Consider the following 23,661-nt stretch of genomic DNA (forward strand, 5'->3'; position numbering starts at 1 on the left):
TTAGTCAAGCAACTTTAAAAAAATATAAAATGAATTATAAAAAAATATACCTCTTAATTTTGGCACTCGGTTTGCCAATACTAGCTCAAGCGCAACAAACACCCGCAAATAAACAATCCAAATCTGTTTTGATCATGAATGCAACTGCGCATCTAGGAAATGGCAAAGTGATTGAAAACAGTGCATTAGGATTTGTAAACGGAAAAATTACCCTAATTGCAGATGCTACTGTGATACGTCTTGCGGCTGGTGCTTATGATGTTACGATAAATGCTGCTGGAAAACATGTTTACCCTGGATTTATTGCTCCAAATTCTACTTTAGGTTTGGTTGAAATTGACGCCGTTAAATCATCTGATGACGAAGATGAAATTGGTGCTATGAAACCTCACGTAAGAAGCATTATTGCTTATACTGCTGATTCAAAAGTTATTGAAACAGTAAGACCAAACGGAATTTTAATGGCACAAATTACTCCAAGAGGCGGAGTAATATCTGGTACATCCTCAATTGTTCAGCTGGATGCTTGGCACTGGAAAGATGCATTGGTTAAAGAAAATGATGGAATTCACGTTAACTTTCCATCCACTTTTAGAAGAAGCGGCTGGTGGGCAGAACCAGGAAATATTGAAGCTAACAAAGAATATGCAAAAGAAGTTCAAGAACTACGGTCTTATCTTGCTAACGCCAAAGCCTATTTAGGCGAATCCTCAAAAGAAAGAAACATCGTTTTAGAATCTACAAAAGGTCTTTTTGATGGTACTCAAACTTTGTATATCCATGCCAATGAAGAAAAACAAATTATTGATGCCGTACAGTTTGCTAAACAAAGTGGAATCAAAAAAATGGTTATTGTTGGTGGATATGAAGCTTATAAAACTGCCGATTTATTACGAGAAAACAACATTGGTGTTCTATTAAAAAGAGTTCATGAAATGCCAGAAAATGATGATCATGATATTGATTTACCTTATAAAAATGCAAAACTACTAACTGACAAAGGAGTACTTGTAGGCCTTGAAAATAGTGGGTCACATGAAAGAATGAATACAAGAAACCTACCATTTTTAGCTGGAACTTGTGCTGCTTACGGTTTAGATAAAGAACAAGCTTTACAACTTATCACATCAAATACGGCTAAAATACTTGGTATTGATGCACAATGCGGTACTCTTGAAGAAGGAAAAGATGCAACCTTATTTTTATCTGATGGTGATGCTTTAGATATGAGAACAAACAAGCTTACAAATGCTTTCATACAAGGTAGAATGATCAGCTTAGAAACACATCAAACTAAATTAAACGATCGTTACAAAACAAAATACAATCAAAAATAAATTATTATGGGATTATTTAATGCTATTCTAGGAAATGCGTCTGAGGTAAATATTCAAAATATTGCTACAGAATTTGAACCAATCTTGATTGAAGGTGAGGTAATTGAAAAAGCATACAAACTCATTCGAGATATGTTTATTTTCACCAATAAGAGATTGATCTTGATTGAAAAACAATTAGTAGGAACTAAAGTTGATTATTTAACCATTCCCTACTCTAGTATCAAAAAATTCTCAAAAGAAAGTGCAGGATTATTAGATATGGATGCTGAATTAAAAATTTGGCTTAATAATGACGATGCCCCCATCAGTAAACAATTTGGAAAAGGCGGTAACAACATTAATGAAGTGTATCAAATTTTAAGCAGACATACACTGAAATAATAGTTTGCACAATACATTTAAAAGGCACTGATTGATACTTTCAATTTAGTGTCTTTTTTTTATGCCATAAATTGATGTAAATAATCTAGATAGACAACAAAAACTTTAAAAATTTCAAATCGGGCTTGTTAAATTATAAATTTTAAGATTAAATTATGATTAACCCTTAAAAAAATAGGGGTCATTTTAATATATGTTTAAAAGTTTCAATCGTAACATTATTTTTACAGGGGTTTAAACAACATTTTTATACTTTTATTGAAATTTAAATCAAAAAACTATGAGAAAAATTGTTTTGAGTGTGCTATTAATTGCGATCTTGTTATTTACCCTTTTTTCAAATTATTTCTTAATCGACGCACCCGCTCCAACCGAAGCTGTAAAATTTGATACTGGCGATACCGCTTGGATTATTGTTGCTACAGCTCTAGTACTTATAATGACTCCTGGGTTAGGTTTTTTCTATGGCGGTATGGTTGGAAAAAAAAATGTAATTAGTACAATGTTACAAAGTTTTATGGCCATGATAATTGTTACCGTTTTATGGGTTATCATTGCTTTCGGACTTTCATTTGGCCCTACAATTGGTGGTATTATTGGAAATCCAATCCCTAACTTGTTTTTTCAAGGTGTAGGAACAAATACAGCATGGAGTCTTGCCCCTACCATTCCGTTTATGCTATTTGCCTTATTCCAAGCTAAGTTTGCCATCATTACTCCTGCCTTGATAACTGGAGCATTTGCAGAGCGTATCCGTTTTTGGGCTTATTTACTTTTTATGGTTTTGTTCATATTGTTTATCTACACTCCGCTTGCGCACATGACTTGGCATCCTGATGGTTTATTTTTCAAAATGGGAGTACTTGACTTTGCTGGAGGCACAGTAGTACACATGAGTGCAGGATGGGCAGCACTTGCAGGAGCTATTTTCCTTGGAAAAAGAAAAGTTCAAAAGGTTAATCCAGCAAGAATAACCTATGTATTATTAGGAACTGGTTTACTGTGGTTTGGCTGGTTTGGTTTTAACGCAGGCTCAGCACTAGGATCAAACGGCCTTGCTGTACAAGCATTAGGAACTACTACAGTTGCGGCAGCTGCTGCTGGAATGGCATGGGTTTTTCTTGACAAAATACTAGGACACAAATTATCAGCAATGGGAGCTTGTATTGGCGTAGTTGTAGGCTTAGTGGCTATTACACCAGCTGCTGGTTTTGTGAGTATTCCACACGCTATGTTTATAGGAGCAATTGCTAGTATCATAAGTAATCTTGTAGTGAGAGCATTTCATAAAGGAAAAATTGATGATGCATTAGATGTTTTTGCTTGTCACGGTGTGGGCGGTATGGTAGGTATGCTTCTTACTGGCGTATTTGCTTCAAAATCAATCAACTCAATTGTGGGAGATAATCAAGGTTTAATTTTTGGAGAAACCACTTTGTTTTTAAACCAATTAAAAGCTTTAGTTGTGGTTTCTATTTTTGCTTTTACCGCATCGTATGTTTTATTTTTTATTGTTAACAAAATAACACCTTTACGTGTAAGCGAGGAAAAAGAAGAATTAGGACTTGACATTTCTCAACATGGGGAATTTCTATAATCAAACATTATTTACTAGAATAAGTATTAAATAATCATCTTGAAACTTATCTTAAAAAAAAATACCTCATAAAGTTATTACTTTTTGAGGTATTTTAATTTCAAATGGACTGATTCATAAAAGATATAAATCTTAACAACTCTTTATTTAAGAATAGTAAATTCTATTTTAGAATCATTAAACACTTTATGAGTTTGTTTTTGAAAATCTTCTGGTTTTGCATAAAAAATATTTTCTACAAAAGTTTGAGGATTTAGATCTATCAATGGAAACCAAGTGCTTTGAACTTGTACTTGAATTTTATGCCCTTTCTTAAAGGTATGAAACACATCTTGCAACTTAACATTTACTGCTGTTTTTTCATTAGCCACAAACGGTTCTGGTTTACTAAAACTATTTCTAAAACGACCTCTCATTACTTCGCTTCTAACCATCATGTGATAATTGCTCATTTTTAAATGAGGAGCTATCTCTTTAGTCTCTGGCTCCTCATTAGGAAAAACATCAATAACTTTTACAACCCAGTCCGCATCTGTACCTGTGGTTGCTACTTGTAATTGCGCTAAAATATCGCCAGCAAGTGTTGTATCATCTGTTAAAATTTCGGTTTCAAAAACAAGAACATCAGGACGTCTTGCTGCAAAACGCTGGTCATCTGTCATGTATTTTCTAGGTGTAAGACCTTGTTGTTTTACATCTTCAGAATAAGGAACCGGTTTCTTTGGGTCGCTAATAAATTCTTCAAAGGCAAAATTCTTTTTTGCCATTTGTGACAACTTGTTGTCTTGCATGAAAAAAGCTTTCTTTTCGGTATTCTTTGGAGGCCAAGCATCATACGTTTTCCATTCTTTTTTACCAGAATCAAAAACATAAGCTTCTGGAAGCGTGTTTTCACCTTTTCCATTATTTTTTAGGAAATGACGGAAAAAATTAGCTTCAATATTTTTTTGGTAAAAACCTGATATGCTATCGCCAAAATTAATATTACCAATAACCTGTTTAGCAGAATTACGAGCCCAATCTCCGTGACTCCATGGCCCCATTACGATTGTATTGTAATTTTTACTGCTCTTTTCAATCGTACTGTATGTATTTAAAGGACCATATAAGTCTTCTGCATCAAACCAACCTCCTACTGTCATGACAGCAGGTTTAATATTGTTTAAATGCTGTAGAATACCTCTTTTTTGCCAAAAATCGTCATAACTAGAATGATCTTTTAACTGTTTCCAAAATTCATTGTCGGCTCCGTAATACTTATCTAAATTTGAAAGTGGTCCAGCATCAAGAAAAAATTGATAATCATCATTGGTTCCTGTATTGGTAAAAGTATACCATGGCTCTGTGGTACGTGCCTTTTTTTGTGGTCCAAATAAAGGCGTTACTTTCCAGTAACTTAAAAGATAAGCCCCATTATGATGAAAATCATCAAAAAAGAAATCAGCTATACACGCTTGTGGCGAAACTGCTTTTAAAGCGGGGTGATTGCTTAACAAAGAATACGTTGCATAAAAACCTGGATAAGATATCCCCCATGTCCCTACGTTTCCGTTATTATTAGGTACATTTTTTACCAACCAATCTATTGTATCATACGTATCAGATGCTTCATCAATATCTGTCTTTGATTTTTTGTTAGGTACATAGCCACGCATGTTATCATACAAACCATCACTCATAAATCTACCACGAACATCTTGGTAAACTACAATATATCCTTCTTTCATCATCGTATCACTAGGTGAAATCGACCTTTTCATTTTATCAGCCCCATAAGGTCCCGAGTTATAAGGTGTTCTTTGCATAATAATTGGATACTTTTTTGAAGTATCCTTTGGAGCATAAATTGAGGTAAATAGCTCAGCTCCATCGCGCATCTTGATATGCACTTCTTTTTTAGTGTAATTTTCTGCTACATAATTTGGTTTAGAATCCTGAGCCGAGGATAATAAGAAACCAAATATCAATAATGCAATACTTAGTAGTTTTTTCATGAGTTTTTTAAATTTAATAGGGTTTAAAGATAAAAAATATGTGGAAATAAAAATAATATATGTCCATCAAAAAAAATACTTTATGAAATATTTTTGAACAAAAAAAAAGGCCTATTCGGCCTTTTTAAATGAATCAATTCCGTCTTTCAACCAATCCTTGTAGGCATTGATATTTGAGTTGTAACTTTCTGGTTTATCTGATAGCATATTCCCATCAGTGTCCATAACAATGTAGTATGGCTGTGCATTTGCTTTAAACTTGGTAATTTGAAAATCACTCCATTTATTTCCTACGCTTACCACCTCTTTTCCAGTTTCTTTAGATACGTATTGCTCTTTTTTTGGAAGTTCCCTTTTATCATCAACATATAATGAAATAAGCACAACCTCGTTTTGCAATATTTTTAAAATCATTGGATCGGACCAAACATAGTCTTCCATTTTTCTACAATTCACACACGCATAACCTGTAAAATCTAATAGAATAGGTTTGTTAACTGATTTTGCGTAAGCTACTCCCTTGTCATAATCCTCAAAAGCTATTAAATCATGTGGTCCTAAATGAGCTCCATCTGGTAAAACTTGAGCTGTTGTTGCTGAGCCTCCTTTTGAATTTCCTACTCCATAAGGACTTTCGCTATAGGTCATAGGTGGCGGAAAACCTGAAATTAATTTTAATGGCGCTCCCCAAATCCCTGGAATTAGATACACCGTAAAAGCTAAAACTACTAATCCTAAAGACAATCTTCCTACCGAAATATGATTCAATGGACTATCGTGTGGGAGTGAAATTTTTCCAAAAAGATATAAAGCTAATGTTCCAAAAATAGCAATCCAAATAGCTAAAAACACTTCTCTTTCCAAGAAATGGAGCTGCAATACCAAGTCAGCATTAGATAAAAACTTAAAGGCCAATGCCAGTTCTAAGAAACCTAATACTACTTTAACCGTATTCAACCACCCACCTGATTTAGGTAATGAGTTCAACCAACCTGGGAACATAGCAAACAACATAAATGGTAATGCAAGTGCTAATGAAAAACCAAACATTCCTACAATAGGTGCAATACCACCTTTTGATGCTGCTTCTACTAATAAAGTTCCTACAATAGGCCCCGTACATGAAAATGAAACTATGGCTAGAGCCAATGCCATGAATAAAATACCAATAATACCACCTCTATCTGCTTGATTGTCTACTTTATTCGCCCAAGAATTTGGCAACATGATTTCGAATGCACCCAAAAATGACGATGCAAAAACAACTAATAAAATAAAGAAAATGATATTGAACCATACATTTGTAGATAAAGCATTTAGGGCATCAGCTCCAAATATTGCCGTTACCAAAAATCCTAAAACAACATATATAAAAATGATTGCAATACCATAAATGATAGCATTACGAATTCCTTTTGCTTTAGTTTTACTTTGTTTGGTAAAAAAACTAACCGTCATAGGGATCATTGGAAAAACACATGGTGTTAATAATGCTGCAAACCCAGATAAAAATGCAATAAAAAAGATAGACAATAATCCTCTTTTTTCCTCTGGCTTTTCAGCTATAGGAGCTGTTATTTTAGCGGTTTTATCAGCTTTAATCTCTGTTTTCACAGTATCAACAACCTCTTTTGACTGAGTTGAATCTCCGGTCGTAACATTTACTACCGGTGCTACTTCTGTGGTTGCACTTTCTTTTTGAGGAATTTTTATAGTGAAATTCTTTTCAACATTGATGCAAACATCTTTACACACCTGATAATTAAAATCTACTTTAACCTCAGTAAGCTTAGTATTTATAAGTTCAATTTCTTGCTGAATTTGAGCTTTTTTCTCAAAAAAAGTTTCGTTTACCTCAAATATATCATTGAAAGCAGTTCTTGTTTTGCTTTCTTTGGCTTTGCCAATAAGTTTAAAATTTCCTTTTTGGTTTTTAAAAATAATTTCAAGAGGAAGCGGTCCGCCATCTGGCGTGAATTGTGAATACAAATGCCATTCGTTATCAATAACAGCATTAAAAATCAAGAGGTATCTGGTATCTGACTTTTTTTCAATTTTAGTAGTCCATTTTGCAGGATCTAAAATTTGAGCATTACCATTGGCAAAAGCCAAAAATGCAATAATTAAAAGGATAATTTTTTTCATGAGCGTCGTTCTATTTTTAGAATATTTTTAGTTTGTTGGTCTATTTTAAATCGTTCGTCTTGTCTTATTGAGAGGATCCAGACAATAGCTTCATTGGAACACAAAATCCAACTATTTTCTTTGTCTAGGAGTGATATTTTCTCGTCTTTAAAAATTTTACTCACTTTTTTAGACTTTCCTTCCATACCAAGAGGCTGAAAAACATCTCCTTCTCTCCATCGGCGTAATACTAATGGATATTTCAATTTATCTGCATCTACAAAAATTATATTTTTATTTACATTTGTCAATTTTTCAACCGACTGAAAACTCAAATGAATGGGCGATATAATTTCATGTAAATCCCTATCAATTTTAAACTCTTCTCTTTCATCTACGAAATTTATCGGACTAAGGATTAAATAATCCCGATCTTTTAATAATCGGTATTGAGGAGCGAGAACAAACTTGCCTGATTGACTTTCAACAAGTGCATAAATATCATCCCAAGATGTAAACTCAAATTCTTTGAGCCACTGATACAAATAGGATTTATAATTGGGTAATTGTTTTAATTTTTTAATATCAAGATATATAATTTCATCCTCTTGCTTTGCCACCTGCTGGTAAATCATAATCGCGGCATCCTCCATCATAACATTAACTTCCTGAAGATAGGTTTGCGTTTTAAGAAATGATGACAAAAAATTAGAATTAATATCTTTTAACAAAGGTACAATCTGATGCCGGATTTTGTTTCGAAGGTATTTATCTGTGGCATTGCTGCTGTCTTCTCTCCATTTGATATTGTTCTCTTGGGCATAACGTGTAATTTCATCTTGGCTAAATGCCAAAAGTGGTCTTACTACACGATCATTTAGCTCAGGAATTCCGGTCAGACCCTCAATTCCAGTTCCTCTACTTAAATTGATTATAAAAGTTTCAAGAGCATCATCAGCATGGTGTGCCGTAAGAATATAATCGTATTGCTCTTGCTCTAAAATTTCGTAAAACCAGCTGTAACGCAACTCTCTTGCGGCAACTTGTGTGGATATTTTAAAATCTTCGGCAAATGCCTTAGTGTCAAATTGGGTAAAAAAGAAAGGAATATTGTTATTTGATGCATACTCTTGAACAAAATTTTGATCCTCAAAACTTTCTAAACCTCGAAGCTGAAAATTACAATGAGCAATAGCGATGTTAAAACCCATTTGCTGAAACAAATGAACCATAACCATGCTGTCTATACCGCCACTGGTTGCCAAAATTACCTTTTTACCTTGTAAAAAAGATAGGTTTTGCTGAATATGTTTCTCTACTTGTTGTATCATTTTATTTAACTTAACTAACGCAAAACCTCAAGCATAGCATGAGCCTTTAGCAAACATTCTTCATACTCTTTTTCTGGAACCGATAAAGAAGTAATGGCACTTCCCACAGAAAAAGAAACGTATTTTGAAGCACTGTTGTACAAAATACTTCGGATAACTACATTAAAATCAAAATCACCATTCGGAGTAAAATATCCCACTGCTCCACTGTAAATGCCTCTTTTGGTTTCTTCAAGTTCGTCAATGATATTCATGACAGAAATTTTTGGTGCCCCTGTCATACTTCCCATTGGGAAAGTTGATTTTAAGACATCAATTACAGCATATTGAGAATCAAGTTTAGAGGTAATAGTCGTAATCATTTGATGCACTTGCAAAAATGAGTAAATCTTGCATAGCTCTGTTACTTGAACACTACCTTTTTGAGCTGTTCGTGCCAAATCATTTCGAACCAAATCGGTGATCATTATATTTTCTGCACGTTCCTTTGGGTCTGATGCTAATTTATTTTTCGATTCTTCATCTTCAGTTGAATCCAAAAAACGTTTAGATGTACCTTTTATGGGCTGAGAAACTATTAATTCTCCTTCTTTTTTTAAATACCGTTCCGGTGATGCCGAAAGTATGTAATGCATATTATTCTTAAAATAAATAGCAAAAGGCGCTTTGGAGATGGAATTTAATTTTAAAAACTTTTGCAATGGATCAATTACTGTGTTTTCTGAAAAAAATTCCATACAAAAATTAGCTTCATAAATATCTCCGCGATGAATGTGATCTTTTACTTTAATCACTTTCTTCAAATAATTTTCTCTAGAAATCCTTTGTTGCACATGAACAGTTTCAAAAATTGTATTGATAGGACTTTCTGTTGACAAAATAGTTTCATAATCATACTCTATTTCATCATCACAAAAATTCAAATATTGAATTTCAAGTTTGTTTCCTTTGAGTACAAATACTTTTTTGGGCTGAAAAAAAAACAAATCTGGAAAATCTAAAAAGTCATTGTTTTTTGATGAAACATTCTCAACGTCATTTTTCAAATCATAAGATAAGTAACCAAACAACCAATCCTTAGTGCTTTCTTGATACTGTTTTAAATCATCAAATGCATTGTAATAATCTGTTTTTAAAGATGTAAAAGCATCAACTGCAAGCACGCAATCAAAGGATGAATACTCTTGCGGATACGAATTACTATCTAAAAAAATAATTTCTCTGTGCTCTTGTGACCAAGATAAAAGTTGCTCCTTGAAGCGCTCCGGGTCGTTTATAATTTTCTCAATGGATGTTCTCAAAAATAGTGGTGTTTGAAAACAAAATTACAACAAAAAAAAAACCTTAAGCCCTCAATATTTATTAAAATTAACTAAAAATTCATAAGTTTGATAAGCCTAAATTCTTTTTTGAAAAAATTAGAAACAAAACCTAGTTCATAAATAAATATACAAACTAACATCTAAAAACTATAACCATGAAAATTGCAATCCTTATTTTTCGATCTTTACTTGGGCTTTTATTATTATTTGCTTCTACCAGTTATTTTCTCAAACTATTTCCAGAACCAGAAGTAACAGGTAATTTAAAAGTCTTTAATGACGGAATAGCTGCCTCTTTATACTTGTTGCCACTAGCAAAAGCTGTTGAATTGATTTGCGGGTTATCCTATTTATCTGGGAAATACGTAACACTTACTAACCTTGTACTACTTCCTGTTAGCTTTAATATCTTATGTATTAATTTATTTTTAGCTCCTGAAGGTTTACCAATAGCTTTATTTTTATTCCTTGGAAATGTATTTTTAATAGGTCTTCATTGGAAAAAATACCAATCCCTATTTAGCACTAATTTATAATCTAAAGTTTACAAAAAAACCCGCTGATTTAGCGGGTTTTGTTTATAATAATTTTTTATTTCTTATACGTGTAATGCTCTATTATCAGTAGCAGCTAGAGCGGCTTCTTTTATCGCTTCTGCAAAAGTTGGATGTGCATGAGACATTCTTGAAATATCTTCAGCAGACGCTCTAAATTCCATAGCAGTAACTGCTTCGGCAATTAAATCAGCACAACGAGCACCTATCATGTGAACTCCAAGTACTTCATCTGTTTTTGCGTCAGCTAGAATTTTCACAAAACCATCTAAATCACCACCTGCACGTGCGCGACCTAAAGCTTTGAATGGAAAACTACCTGATTTAAAATCAACACCAGCAGCTTTCAATTGCTCTTCAGTTTGTCCAACTGCAGCCACTTCTGGCCAAGTATATACAACACCTGGAATCAAATTATAATTGATGTGTGGTTTTTGTCCTGCTAGAATTTCAGCTACCATTGTACCTTCTTCTTCAGCTTTGTGTGCTAACATTGCTCCACGAACTACGTCACCAATTGCATATATATTAGGAATATTTGTTTGTAAATGATCATTTACTTCAACCATTCCTCTTTCAGATATTTTAACACCTGCTTTATCTGCATTCAATCCATCGGTATATGGACGACGACCTACTGAAACTAATGAATAATCTCCTTCTAATGTTATTGTTTCTCCTTTAGCATTTTCGGCTTGAACAACAACTCCTTCACCATTTCTTTCTACTGATTTCACTTTGTGTGAAACATAGAATTTCATTCCTTGTTTTTTCAATACTTTAGTCAATTCTTTAGACAATGATGCATCCATTCCTGGAATAATTCGGTCTAAATATTCAACAACAGAAACTTGTGCTCCCAATCGTAAATATACTTGACCTAATTCTATACCTATTACTCCACCACCAATGATTACAAGGTGTTTTGGCACTTCTTTAAGTTTTAATGCCTCAGTAGAAGTAATAATTCTCTCTTTATCAATTTTGATAAAAGGTAAAGAAGAAGGCTTAGAACCCGTTGCTATGATAATATTTTTTGCTTCAATAGTTTCAGAAGTTCCATCTGCTTTTTCAACAGCAACATGTGTAGCATCAACAAAAGAACCTAAACCTTCAAAAACTGTGATTTTATTTTTATCCATTAAAAATTTAACTCCACCTGAAGTTTGATCGACAACCGCTTGTTTGCGTGCAATCATTTTTTCAAGATTGACTTTTACTTCACCAGAAAGTTCAATACCATGATCTGCAAAATGTGCAATTTCACTGTAATGATGAGAAGAAGCAAGCAAAGCTTTTGAAGGAATACAGCCTACATTTAGGCATGTTCCTCCAAGAGTGGAATATTTTTCAATAATTGCTGTCTTAAATCCCAATTGTGCACAACGAATAGCAGATACATATCCGCCTGGGCCAGAACCTATAATGACTACGTCAAATGAACTCATAGTATATTTATTTTTGTGAAGTTTATATAAAAGTGTGACAAAATTAAGAAATTAGTTTTGTTTCAGCTTGAATTAAGCAGGTTTTTTGGGATTAATTTATGGACTTAAAAAAAAAATGAAATCCAGAAAAACTTATTATACATCTATAACAGTGGTATTTTTAACTTCACTTATCATGAAGGTACTGTGAGTACTACCAATGTGTTGTAGTGTGGTAAGTTTTGTAACCAAAAATTCTCTATAGGCTTCCATATCTTTTACCACTATTTTTAAAATATAATCATAATCTCCGCTTACATGATGGCATTCAATAACTTCCTTTAGTTGGATTACTTCACTTTCAAACTTTGCAATAAATTCTTTGGTATGTTGTATTAACTTTAAATGACAAAAAACCACAAAACTTTTTTCGACCTGGGACCGATTAATCAATACTACATACTTAGCAATGACTCCTTCTCTTTCTAGTTTTTTAATCCGCTCATAGACTGCAGTTACTGATAAATTTAACTTTAAGGAAAGCTCCTTAGTTGTTTTTTTACTATCTGATTGTAATAAATACAAGAGTTTCTTATCAATAGCGTCTAAAATCATATTCTTGAAATTTATAAATGAAAAAAAATCTATACGAATCCAATTTTTGATGCTAAATTAGAAAATTTAATAACATTTAATGTTTATTATAGTTTAAAAATCTAAAATTAACGAGTAATATTGATTATTAATCTAGAACACTGTTAATTTGAAATAGAATTAATCTTAAAACCGTAATCCCCTAGCCCTGATAGAAGCGACATCCTTTTATACGCCTCAGCGAATAAAAGATATAGCGGATAGCAGGAATAGCTTCAAAAAAAAAAAACTTATGAAAAATTTCAATCCCGCAGATAACATCCAAGATTTACAGTATTTTGGAGAATTTGGAGGTGTAAATCCATCGATTTCTGATTCCTCTACCTATACTTTTCTTTCTGCAAAAACCATGTTCGATACGTTTGAAGGAAATATGGAAGGTTGCTACTTGTATTCTCGTCATTCCTCACCAAGTAATTTATACTTAGACAAAGCCTTAGCGGCTATGGAAGGAACAGAGTCGGCAAATGTTTCGGCATCAGGAATGGGTGCCATTACACCTACTCTTTTGCAGTTGTGCGGAACTGGTGATCACATTGTTTCGAGCAGAACAATTTATGGTGGTACGTATGCTTTCTTGAAGAATTTTACTCCAAGATTAGGCATCAAAACTACCTTTGTTGATATTACAAAACTAGATGTTGTAGAAGCAGCCATCACTTCAGATACTAAAGTGCTATATTGTGAAACCGTGAGTAACCCATTACTAGAAGTTGCTGATATCAAAGGACTTTCTATACTTGCAAAAAAGCACAACTTGACACTCGTGGTTGACAACACCTTTTCACCATTATCTGTTTCTCCTGCAAAATTAGGAGCTGATATTGTGATTCACAGTTTAACAAAATACATTAATGGCAGTAGTGATACTGTGGGCGGTGTAACGTGTGCATCGCAAGAATTTATCAATAGCTTAAAAAATGTAAATAGTGGAGCTAGTATGTTATTAGGCCCTACAATGGATAGTTTGCGATCTGCAAGCGTAATGAAAAACCTAAGAACACTGCATATTAGAATGAAACAACATAGCTACAACGCAATGTATCTAGCCGAACGTTTTGAAAAAGAAGGTTTAAAAACGGTTTATCCTGGTTTAAAAAGTCACCCTAGTCATGAATTGTATTCGTCTATGATTAATCATAAGTATGGATTTGGAGGTATGATGACGCTTGATGTAGGTACTTTAGAAAAAGCAAATGCCTTAATGGAATTAATGCAAGAAAAAAACTTAGGTTACCTTGCTGTGAGTCTAGGATTTTATAAAACTTTATTTAGCGCACCGGGAACATCAACTTCAAGCGAAATTCCAACGGAAGAACAAATAGAAATGGGATTGACTGACGGCTTGATTCGATTTTCAATAGGTTTGGATAATGATATCGATAGAACGTTTCAAATGATGAAGCAATGCATGACAGAATTGAACGTACTGACATCAGAATCCATTTTGGCAGAATAATACATTTAGTAAATAATTTAAAAAAGCAGCAAAATACTTTGCTGCTTTTTTTTGATCTATTTTTTTAATGAAAATTTACTAGACCAAGAAAGGTAAGAAACCAATACTTTTAGAATATTGATTAAATCTTTGCTAGTTATTAAATCTAACTAACGTTAAAATCACTTATTTCGAATATTTCAAATCCTAAAAAAAAATACAATACATTGGAATTCAATCCTATATAAACAATTTCCTCATACAATGTATTTAAATTTTTAATTGCTTTTAATATACCTTGATACAGATTACCTAATAAATAGTACACATAAAAATCTATTTTTTGAACGTGTAATTAAAGAAGAGTTACAAAGGCAAGACATTAGCTTAAATATGCTATCAATATAAAACAAAAAAAGCCTATCTTTGCAGATAGGCTTTTCAAAGAAAGGCGACGACATACTCTCCCACATAACTGCAGTACCATCTGCGCAGGCGGGCTTAACTACTCTGTTCGGGATGGGAAGAGGTGAGCCCCGCCGCAATAACCACCTTAAGAAGTTATAATTGCTTTGGGCAATTTTGTAATGTTGTTTACATTGTATAATAAACATCAATTACATAATATCTTAACATACTGAGATAAAGAATATAAAAAGTGTATTAGAAAGTTTCTCCCCGAGCCTTGCGACTCGGGAAAAGGGTGTACATAAGCTTACGGGTTATTAGTACTACTCGACTATGACATTACTGCCTTTACATCTATAGCCTATCAACGTGGTCATCTCCCACGACCCTTAAAAGAAATCTCATCTTGTGGTGGGTTTCGCGCTTATATGCTTTCAGCGCTTATCCCTTCCAAACGTAGCTACTCTGCGGTGCCACTGGCGTGACAACAGATACACTAGAGGTTTGTCCAATTCGGTCCTCTCGTACTAGAATCAGATCCACTCAAATTTCTTGCGCCCACAGTAGATAGAGACCGAACTGTCTCACGACGTTCTGAACCCAGCTCGCGTGCCACTTTAATGGGCGAACAGCCCAACCCTTGGGACCTTCTCCAGCCCCAGGATGTGACGAGCCGACATCGAGGTGCCAAACCCCCCCGTCGATATGAGCTCTTGGGGGAGATCAGCCTGTTATCCCCGGCGTACCTTTTATCCTTTGAGCGATGGCCCTTCCATGCGGAACCACCGGATCACTATGCTCTACTTTCGTACCTGATCGACCTGTATGTCTCTCAGTCAAGCTCCCTTATGCCATTGCACTCTACGCACGGTTACCAAGCGTACTGAGGGAACCTTTAGAAGCCTCCGTTACTCTTTTGGAGGCGACCACCCCAGTCAAACTACCCACCAAGCAATGTCCCCCGCTTGTGCGGGGTTAGGCCTCAGATAAACAAAGGGTTGTATTTCAACAATGACTCCACAACGCCTAGCGACGCCACTTCACAGTCTCCAACCTATCCTACACATCATTTATCCAAGGTCAATACTAAGCTATAGTAAAGGTGCACAGGGTCTTTTCGTCCCACTGCGGGTAAGCGGCATCTTCACCGCTACTACAATTTCACCGAGCTCATGGCTGAGACAGTGTCCAGATCGTTACACCATTCGTGCAGGTCGGAACTTACCCGACAAGGAATTTCGCTACCTTAGGACCGTTATAGTTACGGCCGCCGTTTACTGGGGCTTCAATTCAATGCTTCTCCGAAGATAACATCTCCTCTTAACCTTCCAGCACCGGGCAGGTGTCAGGCCCTATACTTCATCTTACGATTTTGCAGAGCCCTGTGTTTTTGATAAACAGTCGCCTGGACCTCTTCACTGCGGCCAGCATTGCTGCTGGCGACCCTTCTCCCGAAGTTACGGGTCTATTTTGCCTAATTCCTTAGCCATGAATCTCTCGAGCACCTTAGGATTCTCTCCTCGACTACCTGTGTCGGTTTGCGGTACGGGTACTTATTACCTGAAGTTTAGAGGTTTTTCTTGGAAGCCCTTAGGCGCACTATCTCTTCTACCGAAGTATCCGAGTACTATCGTATTTCCCCAAAACCCGTGGATTTGCCTGCGGGTCTTATAGGTAGGTACTTCAACGAACTATTCCGTCAGTTCGCGGCGCTTTCATCACTCCGTCACCCCATCACAGTAATAACTAGTACGGGAATATTAACCCGTTGTCCATCGACTGTCCCTTTCGGGTTCGCCTTAGGTCCCGACTAACCCACAGCTGATTAGCATAGCTGTGGAAACCTTAGTCTTTCGGTGTGCGGGTTTCTCGCCCGCATTATCGTTACTTATGCCTACATTTTCTTTTCTAACCAGTCCAGCATGCCTTACGACACACCTTCAACCCTGTTAGAATGCTCCCCTACCACTCCATAATTTAATATGAAATCCATAGCTTCGGTAATACGCTTATGCCCGATTATTATCCATGCTCGTCCGCTCGACTAGTGAGCTGTTACGCACTCTTTAAATGAATGGCTGCTTCCAAGCCAACATCCTAGCTGTCTGGGCAGACAAACCTCGTTCTTTCAACTTAGCGTATATTTGGGGACCTTAGCTGATGGTCTGGGTTCTTTCCCTCTCGGACTTGGACCTTAGCACCCAAGCCCTCACTGCACGGAAACATTATATAGCATTCGGAGTTTGTCAGGAATTGGTAGGCGGTGAAGCCCCCGCATCCAATCAGTAGCTCTACCTCTATATAACTTTATGGCCGTGCGCTGCACCTAAATGCATTTCGGGGAGTACGAGCTATTTCCGAGTTTGATTGGCCTTTCACCCCTACCCACAGGTCATCCGAAGACTTTTCAACGTCAACCGGTTCGGACCTCCACACTGTGTTACCAGCGCTTCATCCTGCCCATGGGTAGATCACACGGTTTCGCGTCTAACACTACTGACTAAAGCGCCCTATTCAGACTCGCTTTCGCTACGGATCCGTGGCTTAACCACTTATCCTTGCCAGCAACGTTAACTCGTAGGCTCATTATGCAAAAGGCACGCCGTCACCCCACGAAAGGGCTCCGACCGCTTGTAAGCGTATGGTTTCAGGATCTATTTCACTCCGTTATTCACGGTTCTTTTCACCTTTCCCTCACGGTACTGGTTCACTATCGGTCTCTCAGGAGTATTTAGCCTTAGCGGATGGTCCCGCCAAATTCAGACAGGGTTTCACGTGCCCCGCCCTACTCAGGATACCACTATTCATTATACTCGTTACCCATACGGGACTATCACCCTCTATGGTGTCACTTTCCAGTAACTTCCGGTTCCTTGTACATAAAATGTCGTGGTCCTACAACCCCAACATTGCCGTAACAACATTGGTTTGGGCTAATCCGCGTTCGCTCGCCACTACTTACGGAATCACTTTTGTTTTCTTCTCCTCCGCCTACTTAGATGTTTCAGTTCAGCGGGTTTGCCCACCTATCGGTGTACTATCTCTTCAAGATAGTGGGTTGCCCCATTCAGGTATTTACGGATCAACGCATGTGTGCTGCTCCCCGTAACTTTTCGCAGCTTATCACGCCTTTCATCGCCTCTGAGAGCCAAGGCATCCCCCATACGCCCTTATTTTGCTTATTGTACCAATCTTAAATTTAATTAAGACCGTTTTTTTTGTCTTTTACTATAAATAGTAAAAAACGCTTTCTACTTTTTATTATTTCTTATCTCAATATGTCAATGAACTTTATTTAGCTCGAAAGTTATAAAGTCTAAGGTCATAAAGTCTTACTTTTGACTTTTAGACTTTAGTCTTTCGACTAAATTTGTGGAGAATAACGGAGTCGAACCGTTGACCTCCTGCGTGCAAGGCAGGCGCTCTAGCCAGCTGAGCTAATCCCCCTTTTTAATTAAAAATTAAAAATTACGAATTAAAAATTATGAACTTCTTGATCCTTAATCTCTCAACTTCTAAAATTTCCTTCTCTAAGAGTAAATAGTTGTCTCGGACAGACTCGAACTGTCGACCCCTACATTATCAGTGTAGTACTCTAACCAGCTGAGCTACGAGACACTCTTATTCTTAAATTTTTATTCTTTTTTTTTAAATTAACAGCAAGAGTAATAAAATGTTGGTATCTGTTTCCAACTTGAACTTTCGTCTTCTTTCCCTAGCGTGTATTACTACTAACACTAAGGCTCTAGAAAGGAGGTGTTCCAGCCGCACCTTCCGGTACGGCTACCTTGTTACGACTTAGCCCTAGTTACCAGTTTTACCCTAGGCAGCTCCTTGCGGTCACCGACTTCAGGCACCCCCAGCTTCCATGGCTTGACGGGCGGTGTGTACAAGGCCCGGGAACGTATTCACCGGATCATGGCTGATATCCGATTACTAGCGATTCCAGCTTCACGGAGTCGAGTTGCAGACTCCGATCCGAACTGTGACCGGTTTTATAGATTCGCTCCTGGTCGCCCAGTGGCTGCTCTCTGTACCGGCCATTGTAGCACGTGTGTAGCCCAAGGCGTAAGGGCCGTGATGATTTGACGTCATCCCCACCTTCCTCACAGTTTGCACTGGCAGTCTTGTTAGAGTTCCCGACTTGACTCGCTGGCAACTAACAACAGGGGTTGCGCTCGTTATAGGACTTAACCTGACACCTCACGGCACGAGCTGACGACAACCATGCAGCACCTTGTAAATTGTCTTGCGAAAAGTCTGTTTCCAAACCGGTCAATCTACATTTAAGCCTTGGTAAGGTTCCTCGCGTATCATCGAATTAAACCACATGCTCCACCGCTTGTGCGGGCCCCCGTCAATTCCTTTGAGTTTCATTCTTGCGAACGTACTCCCCAGGTGGGATACTTATCACTTTCGCTTAGCCACTGAGATTGCTCCCAACAGCTAGTATCCATCGTTTACGGCGTGGACTACCAGGGTATCTAATCCTGTTCGCTACCCACGCTTTCGTCCATCAGCGTCAATCCATTAGTAGTAACCTGCCTTCGCAATTGGTATTCCATGTAATCTCTAAGCATTTCACCGCTACACTACATATTCTAGTTACTTCCTAATAATTCAAGTCAGACAGTATCAATGGCCGTTCCACCGTTGAGCGATGGGCTTTCACCACTGACTTATCTGACCGCCTACGGACCCTTTAAACCCAATGATTCCGGATAACGCTTGGATCCTCCGTATTACCGCGGCTGCTGGCACGGAGTTAGCCGATCCTTATTCTTACAGTACCGTCAAGTCTCTACACGTAGAGGTGTTTCTTCCTGTACAAAAGCAGTTTACAATCCATAGGACCGTCATCCTGCACGCGGCATGGCTGGATCAGGCTTGCGCCCATTGTCCAATATTCCTCACTGCTGCCTCCCGTAGGAGTCTGGTCCGTGTCTCAGTACCAGTGTGGGGGATCTCCCTCTCAGGACCCCTACCCATCGTTGCCTTGGTAAGCCGTTACCTTACCAACTAGCTAATGGGACGCATGCTCATCTTTCACCGTTGTGACTTTAATAGTGGTTTCATGCGAAACTGCTATACTATGAGGTATTAATCCAAATTTCTCTGGGCTATCCCTCTGTGAAAGGTAGATTGCATACGCGTTACGCACCCGTGCGCCGGTCTCTAGGTCCGAAAACCTATACCCCTCGACTTGCATGTGTTAAGCCTGCCGCTAGCGTTCATCCTGAGCCAGGATCAAACTCTTCATCGTATATTGTTTGTTCGCCGTAGCGAACTATTGTTATTCGACTAAATTCTAGTGGTTTTTTCAAATCTTCCGATTCTATTACTCTTATTCTTTATGTTCTGTTCTTGCGAACAAAACGGCTGTCAATTCAATATGTCTAGGAACGTGTCTTACTATTTTAAACTGAATTTATTTCAGTTTCTTTTCGCTTTTCGTTTGTTTCTCAAAGCGGGTGCAAAAGTAGTTATTCTTTTTTTAACTGGCAAGAAAAATTTGAAATTTTTTTGAGATAAATTTTATCTCGTTCGCTTCTCTTTCTCTTATCAATCTCTCAAAGAACTTCCGTTGTTTTGCGGGGTGCAAAGATAACTTTCGTTTTTAAATCTCACAAGCTTTTTTTAAAGTTTTTTTAAAGAGTAAATCTCTAATCACTTTGTTTTTCTTGCCAGTATTTTAAAGAACGTCTGCGTCATTGCGGGTGCAAAACTACAACCTTTATTCGCTTTTACAAGCTTTTTATTCGCCTTTTTTTAATCTTTTCTTAACTTTTAAACTAAAACACTGATTAAACGACTCTTAAAGCATAAACTTTTTTTCAGTTAATTACAATTAGTATAGTTTTACAGTGAATTCATAGCATTGATGGGGATTTCATACCATTTTTTATATAATGAAAACTGGTTTTTCTAGTGTTGCAATTAGTACACCCTACTCTATTATATATAGGTACTATCGTTTACTACTATAAAAAAAAGGTACTATTATATATAGACACTACCGTTTACTGCTGTAACAATTATAAAATTATATACCATTATATATAGATACTACCATTTACTACGGTAACAACATTAACATCATACACTAATATATATAGCTACTACCTATACTATGATAACAATTATAACATCAGACTCCATTATATATAAGTAGTACTTATGGTTCTCTAACAAAAAACGCCTTCTTACTTGTTTAACCGCGTTAGGGATAGCAGCGGAAAGCCCACAGTGACGACCTAAAGGAAGGAACGAGGACTTGCAGCGAAGAGCCCGACCCTTTTGCAATTCCTGAAGCTACTGCGAAAGAGATTGCAAAAAGGGTAACGCCCTAATGAAATAACTACTTAGCAAAAAACTACCCGTTTAAAGGGTTTGTATTAATTAATATCGTAATATTGCAATATAGATATATAGCCATGGGTATTACCAAGTCGGAACATTTTACAGACGAACAAAACGAATTAGCAACATTGGCAAAAGCCTTAGGACATCCTGCAAGAATTGCTATTGTGCAACATCTCCTAAAAGTGAATAGCTGTATATGCGGTGACATTGTAAATGAACTCCCTCTGGCCCAACCTACGGTTTCGCAACATCTAAAAGAACTCAAAAATGCTGGTCTTATAAAAGGTAATATTGAAGGGAATGCTATTTGTTATTGTATCAATGAAGAGGGTTTTAACTCTATAAAAAGTTTTTTTGATCACATCAACACCTATTTAGAAAATAAGAAAAATCAATGTTGTTAATTTAATTATTAGAAAAATGAAATTATCAGAAGTAAAAAATGAGTTAAGCACGTTAGAAAATGTTGCTTTTTTATTACCAAACGGTACCTATGTTCCAGAACATTTTCATGTAACCGAAGTAGGTTTGATTACTAAGAAATTTATTGACTGCGGCGGGAAGCTTCGAAATGAAACCGTTGTTAACTTTCAATTATGGGATGCCAATGACTTTGAACATCGTTTAAAACCAAAAAAACTTTTGGATATCATCACCCTTTCGGAAAAGGTTCTCGGAATCCAAGATTATGAAGTGGAAGTAGAATATCAAGCTGAAACTATAGGGAAATACGATATTGGTTTCAACGGAACTGCTTTTACATTAGTAAACAAATTAACGGCTTGTTTGGCTGAAAATCAATGTGGAATTCCTGAGAACAAACAAAAAGTAAAATTATCTGAGATTCAAAGTCAAACCACTAGCTGTTCTCCAGGCGGAGGTTGTTGCTAAATTTAAAACTGTAACATGGAACCCATCACAACCATCCTATTTCCAGAACTAGAAAAAGTAATACGTACTTTTGATTTCGCAAACATTTTGACTGAACGAAAAAGTGTTTTGCAGCCACTTATTGATTATATACAGACAAGAGTTAATAATCACCAAGAAATTAGGCTAAATTTTATTTGTACTCACAATTCCAGAAGAAGCCATTTATCACAGGTTTGGGCGCAAACTGCTGCTGCACATTTTAAGATACACAATATAAACTGCTATTCTGGTGGCACTGAAGCAACGGCTTTATTCCCAATGGTAACCAAAACATTAGAGAAATCTGGTTTTGAAGTTAAAACAATTGCAGATGGAAACAATCCTATTTATGCGATAAAATATGGGAAAAATGAACATCCAATCATTGGTTTTTCTAAAACTTATGATGCCGACTTTAATCCAATAAGCGAATTTGCAGCCATTATGACTTGTTCCCAAGCAGATGGCGACTGCCCTTTTATTGCTGGTGCTGAAAAACGAATTCCGATTACTTATGAAGATCCTAAAGCATTTGATCAAACACCACAACAAGCAGAAAAATATGAGGAACGTAGTTTACAAATTGCAACTGAATTATTTTATGTTTTTTCAAGAATAAAATCGTAGTGTAACCTCTAGGAAAAGATTAATGTAATCTACTATTGAGTACTCACATATAACTTAGAAGTTTTATTTTCGAAATTATTAGATTTGTCAAATTATCTAAAATAACAATCAAAAACAAAGGCTTGACTTCAATAAAATTTGAAATCAAGCCTTTGTGTATAATGTAGAAAAACGATAAGCATCCCATTTAAAAAAGATACTTTAAAATCTATTTTTGTTGAACTATAGATTTACGCTCATTAAATTTGGAGTAATTGCTTCTAAAACTTCAAAAGCAGTTTCGGCCATTTTATTTCCTTTTGTATCCAATAAAGGGTTGACCTCAACAAATTCAACGCAAACCACTTTCTTCGTTTGGATGATTTGATTTATGATTGCGATTATTTCGTACTGATCAAATCCTTTAGCAACTGGCGTACCTGTACCATAAGAAATCATATCACAATCCATAGAATCTACATCAAAAGAAATATACAAAACCTCGCAATGAGCTAATTTTGTTAAAGCTTCAGTGACGCAAGTTTGCAAACCTCGATACCTGACTTCGTCAACCTTATAATTCTTGATTTTTAATTTCTCGATTTGTTTGTCCTCCTCTTCTTCCGTATCACGAACTCCAAAATAGATTAGATTTTCAGGTAGAACTTTTGGACCTTGATGCCCAATGTTTTTCATTTCCTCCCAGTCCTGATGTGTTTCGGGAGTTACTTCGTTATTTTGACAGCTCAAATTATCATCTCCAAGTGCCGCTGATAATGGCATTCCGTGAATATTTCCAGAAGGTGATGTGTAAGGTGAATGCAAATCAGCATGCGCATCAATCCAAAAAACTCCTATATTTTGCTCTGGATAAGCCGCTTTTATTCCGCTTAAAGTTCCCAAAGCTGAAGAATGATCTCCTGATAAAACAATAGGAAAGTAATTGTCTTCAATACTCTTTTTTACTACATTGCTTACTCTAATACACTGTTCTAATACATGTTCAATTCGCTTGGCACTAGAGCTACGGTCTTTATCATATATAGTTTCATTGTGTGTTTTAACATCTTCAAACAGAAAGCGGTTAAAATAATCACTGTTTTGATTTATAGCAGCAATTTCTATGGCATCAATACCCAAATCAGACCCGCGCGTTCCTGCACCTATATCAGATCTGTTCTTTATTAATTTTATTATTTTTCCCATAATT

Annotated in this window: 15 protein-coding genes, 2 tRNA genes and 3 rRNA genes; 8 read left to right on the forward strand and 12 right to left on the reverse strand. The window is 36.4% G+C overall.

The annotated features are described in order from the left end of the window. Positions 1-29: 29 nt before the first annotated feature. The 3 genes from K5V07_RS09370 to K5V07_RS09380 all read left to right on the forward strand — a co-directional run bounded on the left by K5V07_RS09370 (position 30) and on the right by K5V07_RS09380 (position 3,318). Positions 30-1,337, forward strand: coding sequence for an amidohydrolase family protein (locus tag K5V07_RS09370; protein ID WP_221917253.1), 1,308 nt, complete (start codon positions 30-32; stop codon positions 1,335-1,337). A gap of 6 nt (positions 1,338-1,343) precedes the next feature. Beyond that, a complete protein-coding gene (locus K5V07_RS09375) occupies positions 1,344-1,721 on the forward strand; it encodes a PH domain-containing protein (RefSeq protein WP_086455037.1) in 378 nt (125 codons plus the stop codon). 280 nt (positions 1,722-2,001) lie between these two features. After that, a complete protein-coding gene (locus K5V07_RS09380; RefSeq protein ID WP_144893609.1) occupies positions 2,002-3,318 on the forward strand; it encodes an ammonium transporter in 1,317 nt (438 codons plus the stop codon). A gap of 143 nt (positions 3,319-3,461) precedes the next feature. Here the strand turns inward: K5V07_RS09380 and K5V07_RS09385 are convergent, their stop codons facing one another. The 4 genes from K5V07_RS09385 to K5V07_RS09400 all read right to left on the reverse strand — a co-directional run bounded on the left by K5V07_RS09385 (position 3,462) and on the right by K5V07_RS09400 (position 10,068). Next, a complete protein-coding gene (locus K5V07_RS09385) occupies positions 3,462-5,312 on the reverse strand; it encodes a CocE/NonD family hydrolase (protein ID WP_221917254.1) in 1,851 nt (616 codons plus the stop codon). A 111-nt stretch (positions 5,313-5,423) separates the two neighbouring features. Then, entirely contained in the window at positions 5,424-7,457 is a 2,034-nt protein-coding gene (locus K5V07_RS09390) for a protein-disulfide reductase DsbD (RefSeq protein WP_221917255.1), read from the reverse strand. Further along, complete coding sequence (gene tilS, locus K5V07_RS09395; RefSeq protein ID WP_221917256.1) at positions 7,454-8,767, reverse strand: tRNA lysidine(34) synthetase TilS; 1,314 nt, start codon at positions 8,765-8,767, stop codon at positions 7,454-7,456. Before tilS ends, K5V07_RS09390 begins: the two co-directional genes overlap by 4 nt. A 14-nt stretch (positions 8,768-8,781) precedes the next feature. Continuing rightward, a complete protein-coding gene (locus tag K5V07_RS09400; RefSeq protein ID WP_221917257.1) occupies positions 8,782-10,068 on the reverse strand; it encodes an anthranilate synthase component I family protein in 1,287 nt (428 codons plus the stop codon). Positions 10,069-10,244: 176 nt separating this feature from the next. Between K5V07_RS09400 and K5V07_RS09405 the strand changes: the two genes are divergently transcribed. Next, positions 10,245-10,625 carry a DoxX family protein gene (locus tag K5V07_RS09405; protein ID WP_221917258.1) on the forward strand — a complete coding sequence of 127 codons (381 nt, stop codon included), beginning with the start codon at positions 10,245-10,247 and terminating at the stop codon, positions 10,623-10,625. 62 nt (positions 10,626-10,687) lie between these two features. Here the strand turns inward: K5V07_RS09405 and lpdA are convergent, their stop codons facing one another. Then, complete coding sequence (lpdA, locus tag K5V07_RS09410; protein WP_144893598.1) at positions 10,688-12,091, reverse strand: dihydrolipoyl dehydrogenase; 1,404 nt, start codon at positions 12,089-12,091, stop codon at positions 10,688-10,690. 135 nt (positions 12,092-12,226) lie between these two features. Next, complete coding sequence (locus K5V07_RS09415; RefSeq protein WP_182650993.1) at positions 12,227-12,685, reverse strand: Lrp/AsnC family transcriptional regulator; 459 nt, start codon at positions 12,683-12,685, stop codon at positions 12,227-12,229. A gap of 271 nt (positions 12,686-12,956) precedes the next feature. On the opposite strand from K5V07_RS09415, the gene K5V07_RS09420 reads away from it, so the two are divergent. Next, on the forward strand, positions 12,957-14,183 hold the full coding sequence (locus K5V07_RS09420) for an aminotransferase class I/II-fold pyridoxal phosphate-dependent enzyme (RefSeq protein ID WP_221917259.1): 1,227 nt from the start codon (positions 12,957-12,959) through the stop codon (positions 14,181-14,183). Between the two features lie 425 nt (positions 14,184-14,608). On the opposite strand, the gene rrf is transcribed toward K5V07_RS09420, so the two are convergent. The 5 genes from rrf to K5V07_RS09445 form a co-directional block, all read right to left on the reverse strand. Continuing rightward, a 5S ribosomal RNA gene (rrf, locus tag K5V07_RS09425) occupies positions 14,609-14,718 on the reverse strand. A gap of 149 nt (positions 14,719-14,867) precedes the next feature. Further along, a 23S ribosomal RNA gene (locus K5V07_RS09430) occupies positions 14,868-17,755 on the reverse strand. Between the two features lie 188 nt (positions 17,756-17,943). After that, a tRNA-Ala gene (locus K5V07_RS09435) sits at positions 17,944-18,017 on the reverse strand. A gap of 97 nt (positions 18,018-18,114) precedes the next feature. Next, positions 18,115-18,188: transfer RNA gene (locus K5V07_RS09440), tRNA-Ile, on the reverse strand. Between the two features lie 131 nt (positions 18,189-18,319). After that, positions 18,320-19,833, reverse strand: a 16S ribosomal RNA gene (locus K5V07_RS09445). Together the 16S, 23S and 5S rRNA genes with 2 tRNA genes alongside form the textbook arrangement of a ribosomal RNA operon. Positions 19,834-21,004: 1,171 nt before the next feature. Here K5V07_RS09445 and K5V07_RS09450 point away from each other — a divergent pair. The 3 genes from K5V07_RS09450 to K5V07_RS09460 are packed head-to-tail and all read left to right on the forward strand — an operon-like array spanning position 21,005 to position 22,472. Further along, entirely contained in the window at positions 21,005-21,337 is a 333-nt protein-coding gene (locus tag K5V07_RS09450; protein WP_144894321.1) for a helix-turn-helix transcriptional regulator, read from the forward strand. 16 nt (positions 21,338-21,353) lie between these two features. Beyond that, complete coding sequence (locus K5V07_RS09455; RefSeq protein ID WP_221917260.1) at positions 21,354-21,824, forward strand: DUF6428 family protein; 471 nt, start codon at positions 21,354-21,356, stop codon at positions 21,822-21,824. A 15-nt stretch (positions 21,825-21,839) separates the two neighbouring features. Then, the gene (locus tag K5V07_RS09460; protein ID WP_221917261.1) at positions 21,840-22,472 is read left to right on the forward strand and encodes a low molecular weight phosphatase family protein; all 633 of its coding nucleotides are present in this window, start codon (positions 21,840-21,842) and stop codon (positions 22,470-22,472) included. A gap of 222 nt (positions 22,473-22,694) precedes the next feature. Here the strand turns inward: K5V07_RS09460 and K5V07_RS09465 are convergent, their stop codons facing one another. Further along, positions 22,695-23,657, reverse strand: a complete 963-nt coding sequence (locus tag K5V07_RS09465; protein ID WP_221917262.1) for an arginase — start codon at positions 23,655-23,657, stop codon at positions 22,695-22,697. Positions 23,658-23,661: the final 4 nt, after the last annotated feature.

The organism is Flavobacterium sp. CHNK8, assembly GCF_019774515.1.
Classification (GTDB): Bacteria; Bacteroidota; Bacteroidia; order Flavobacteriales; family Flavobacteriaceae; genus Flavobacterium; species Flavobacterium tiangeerense.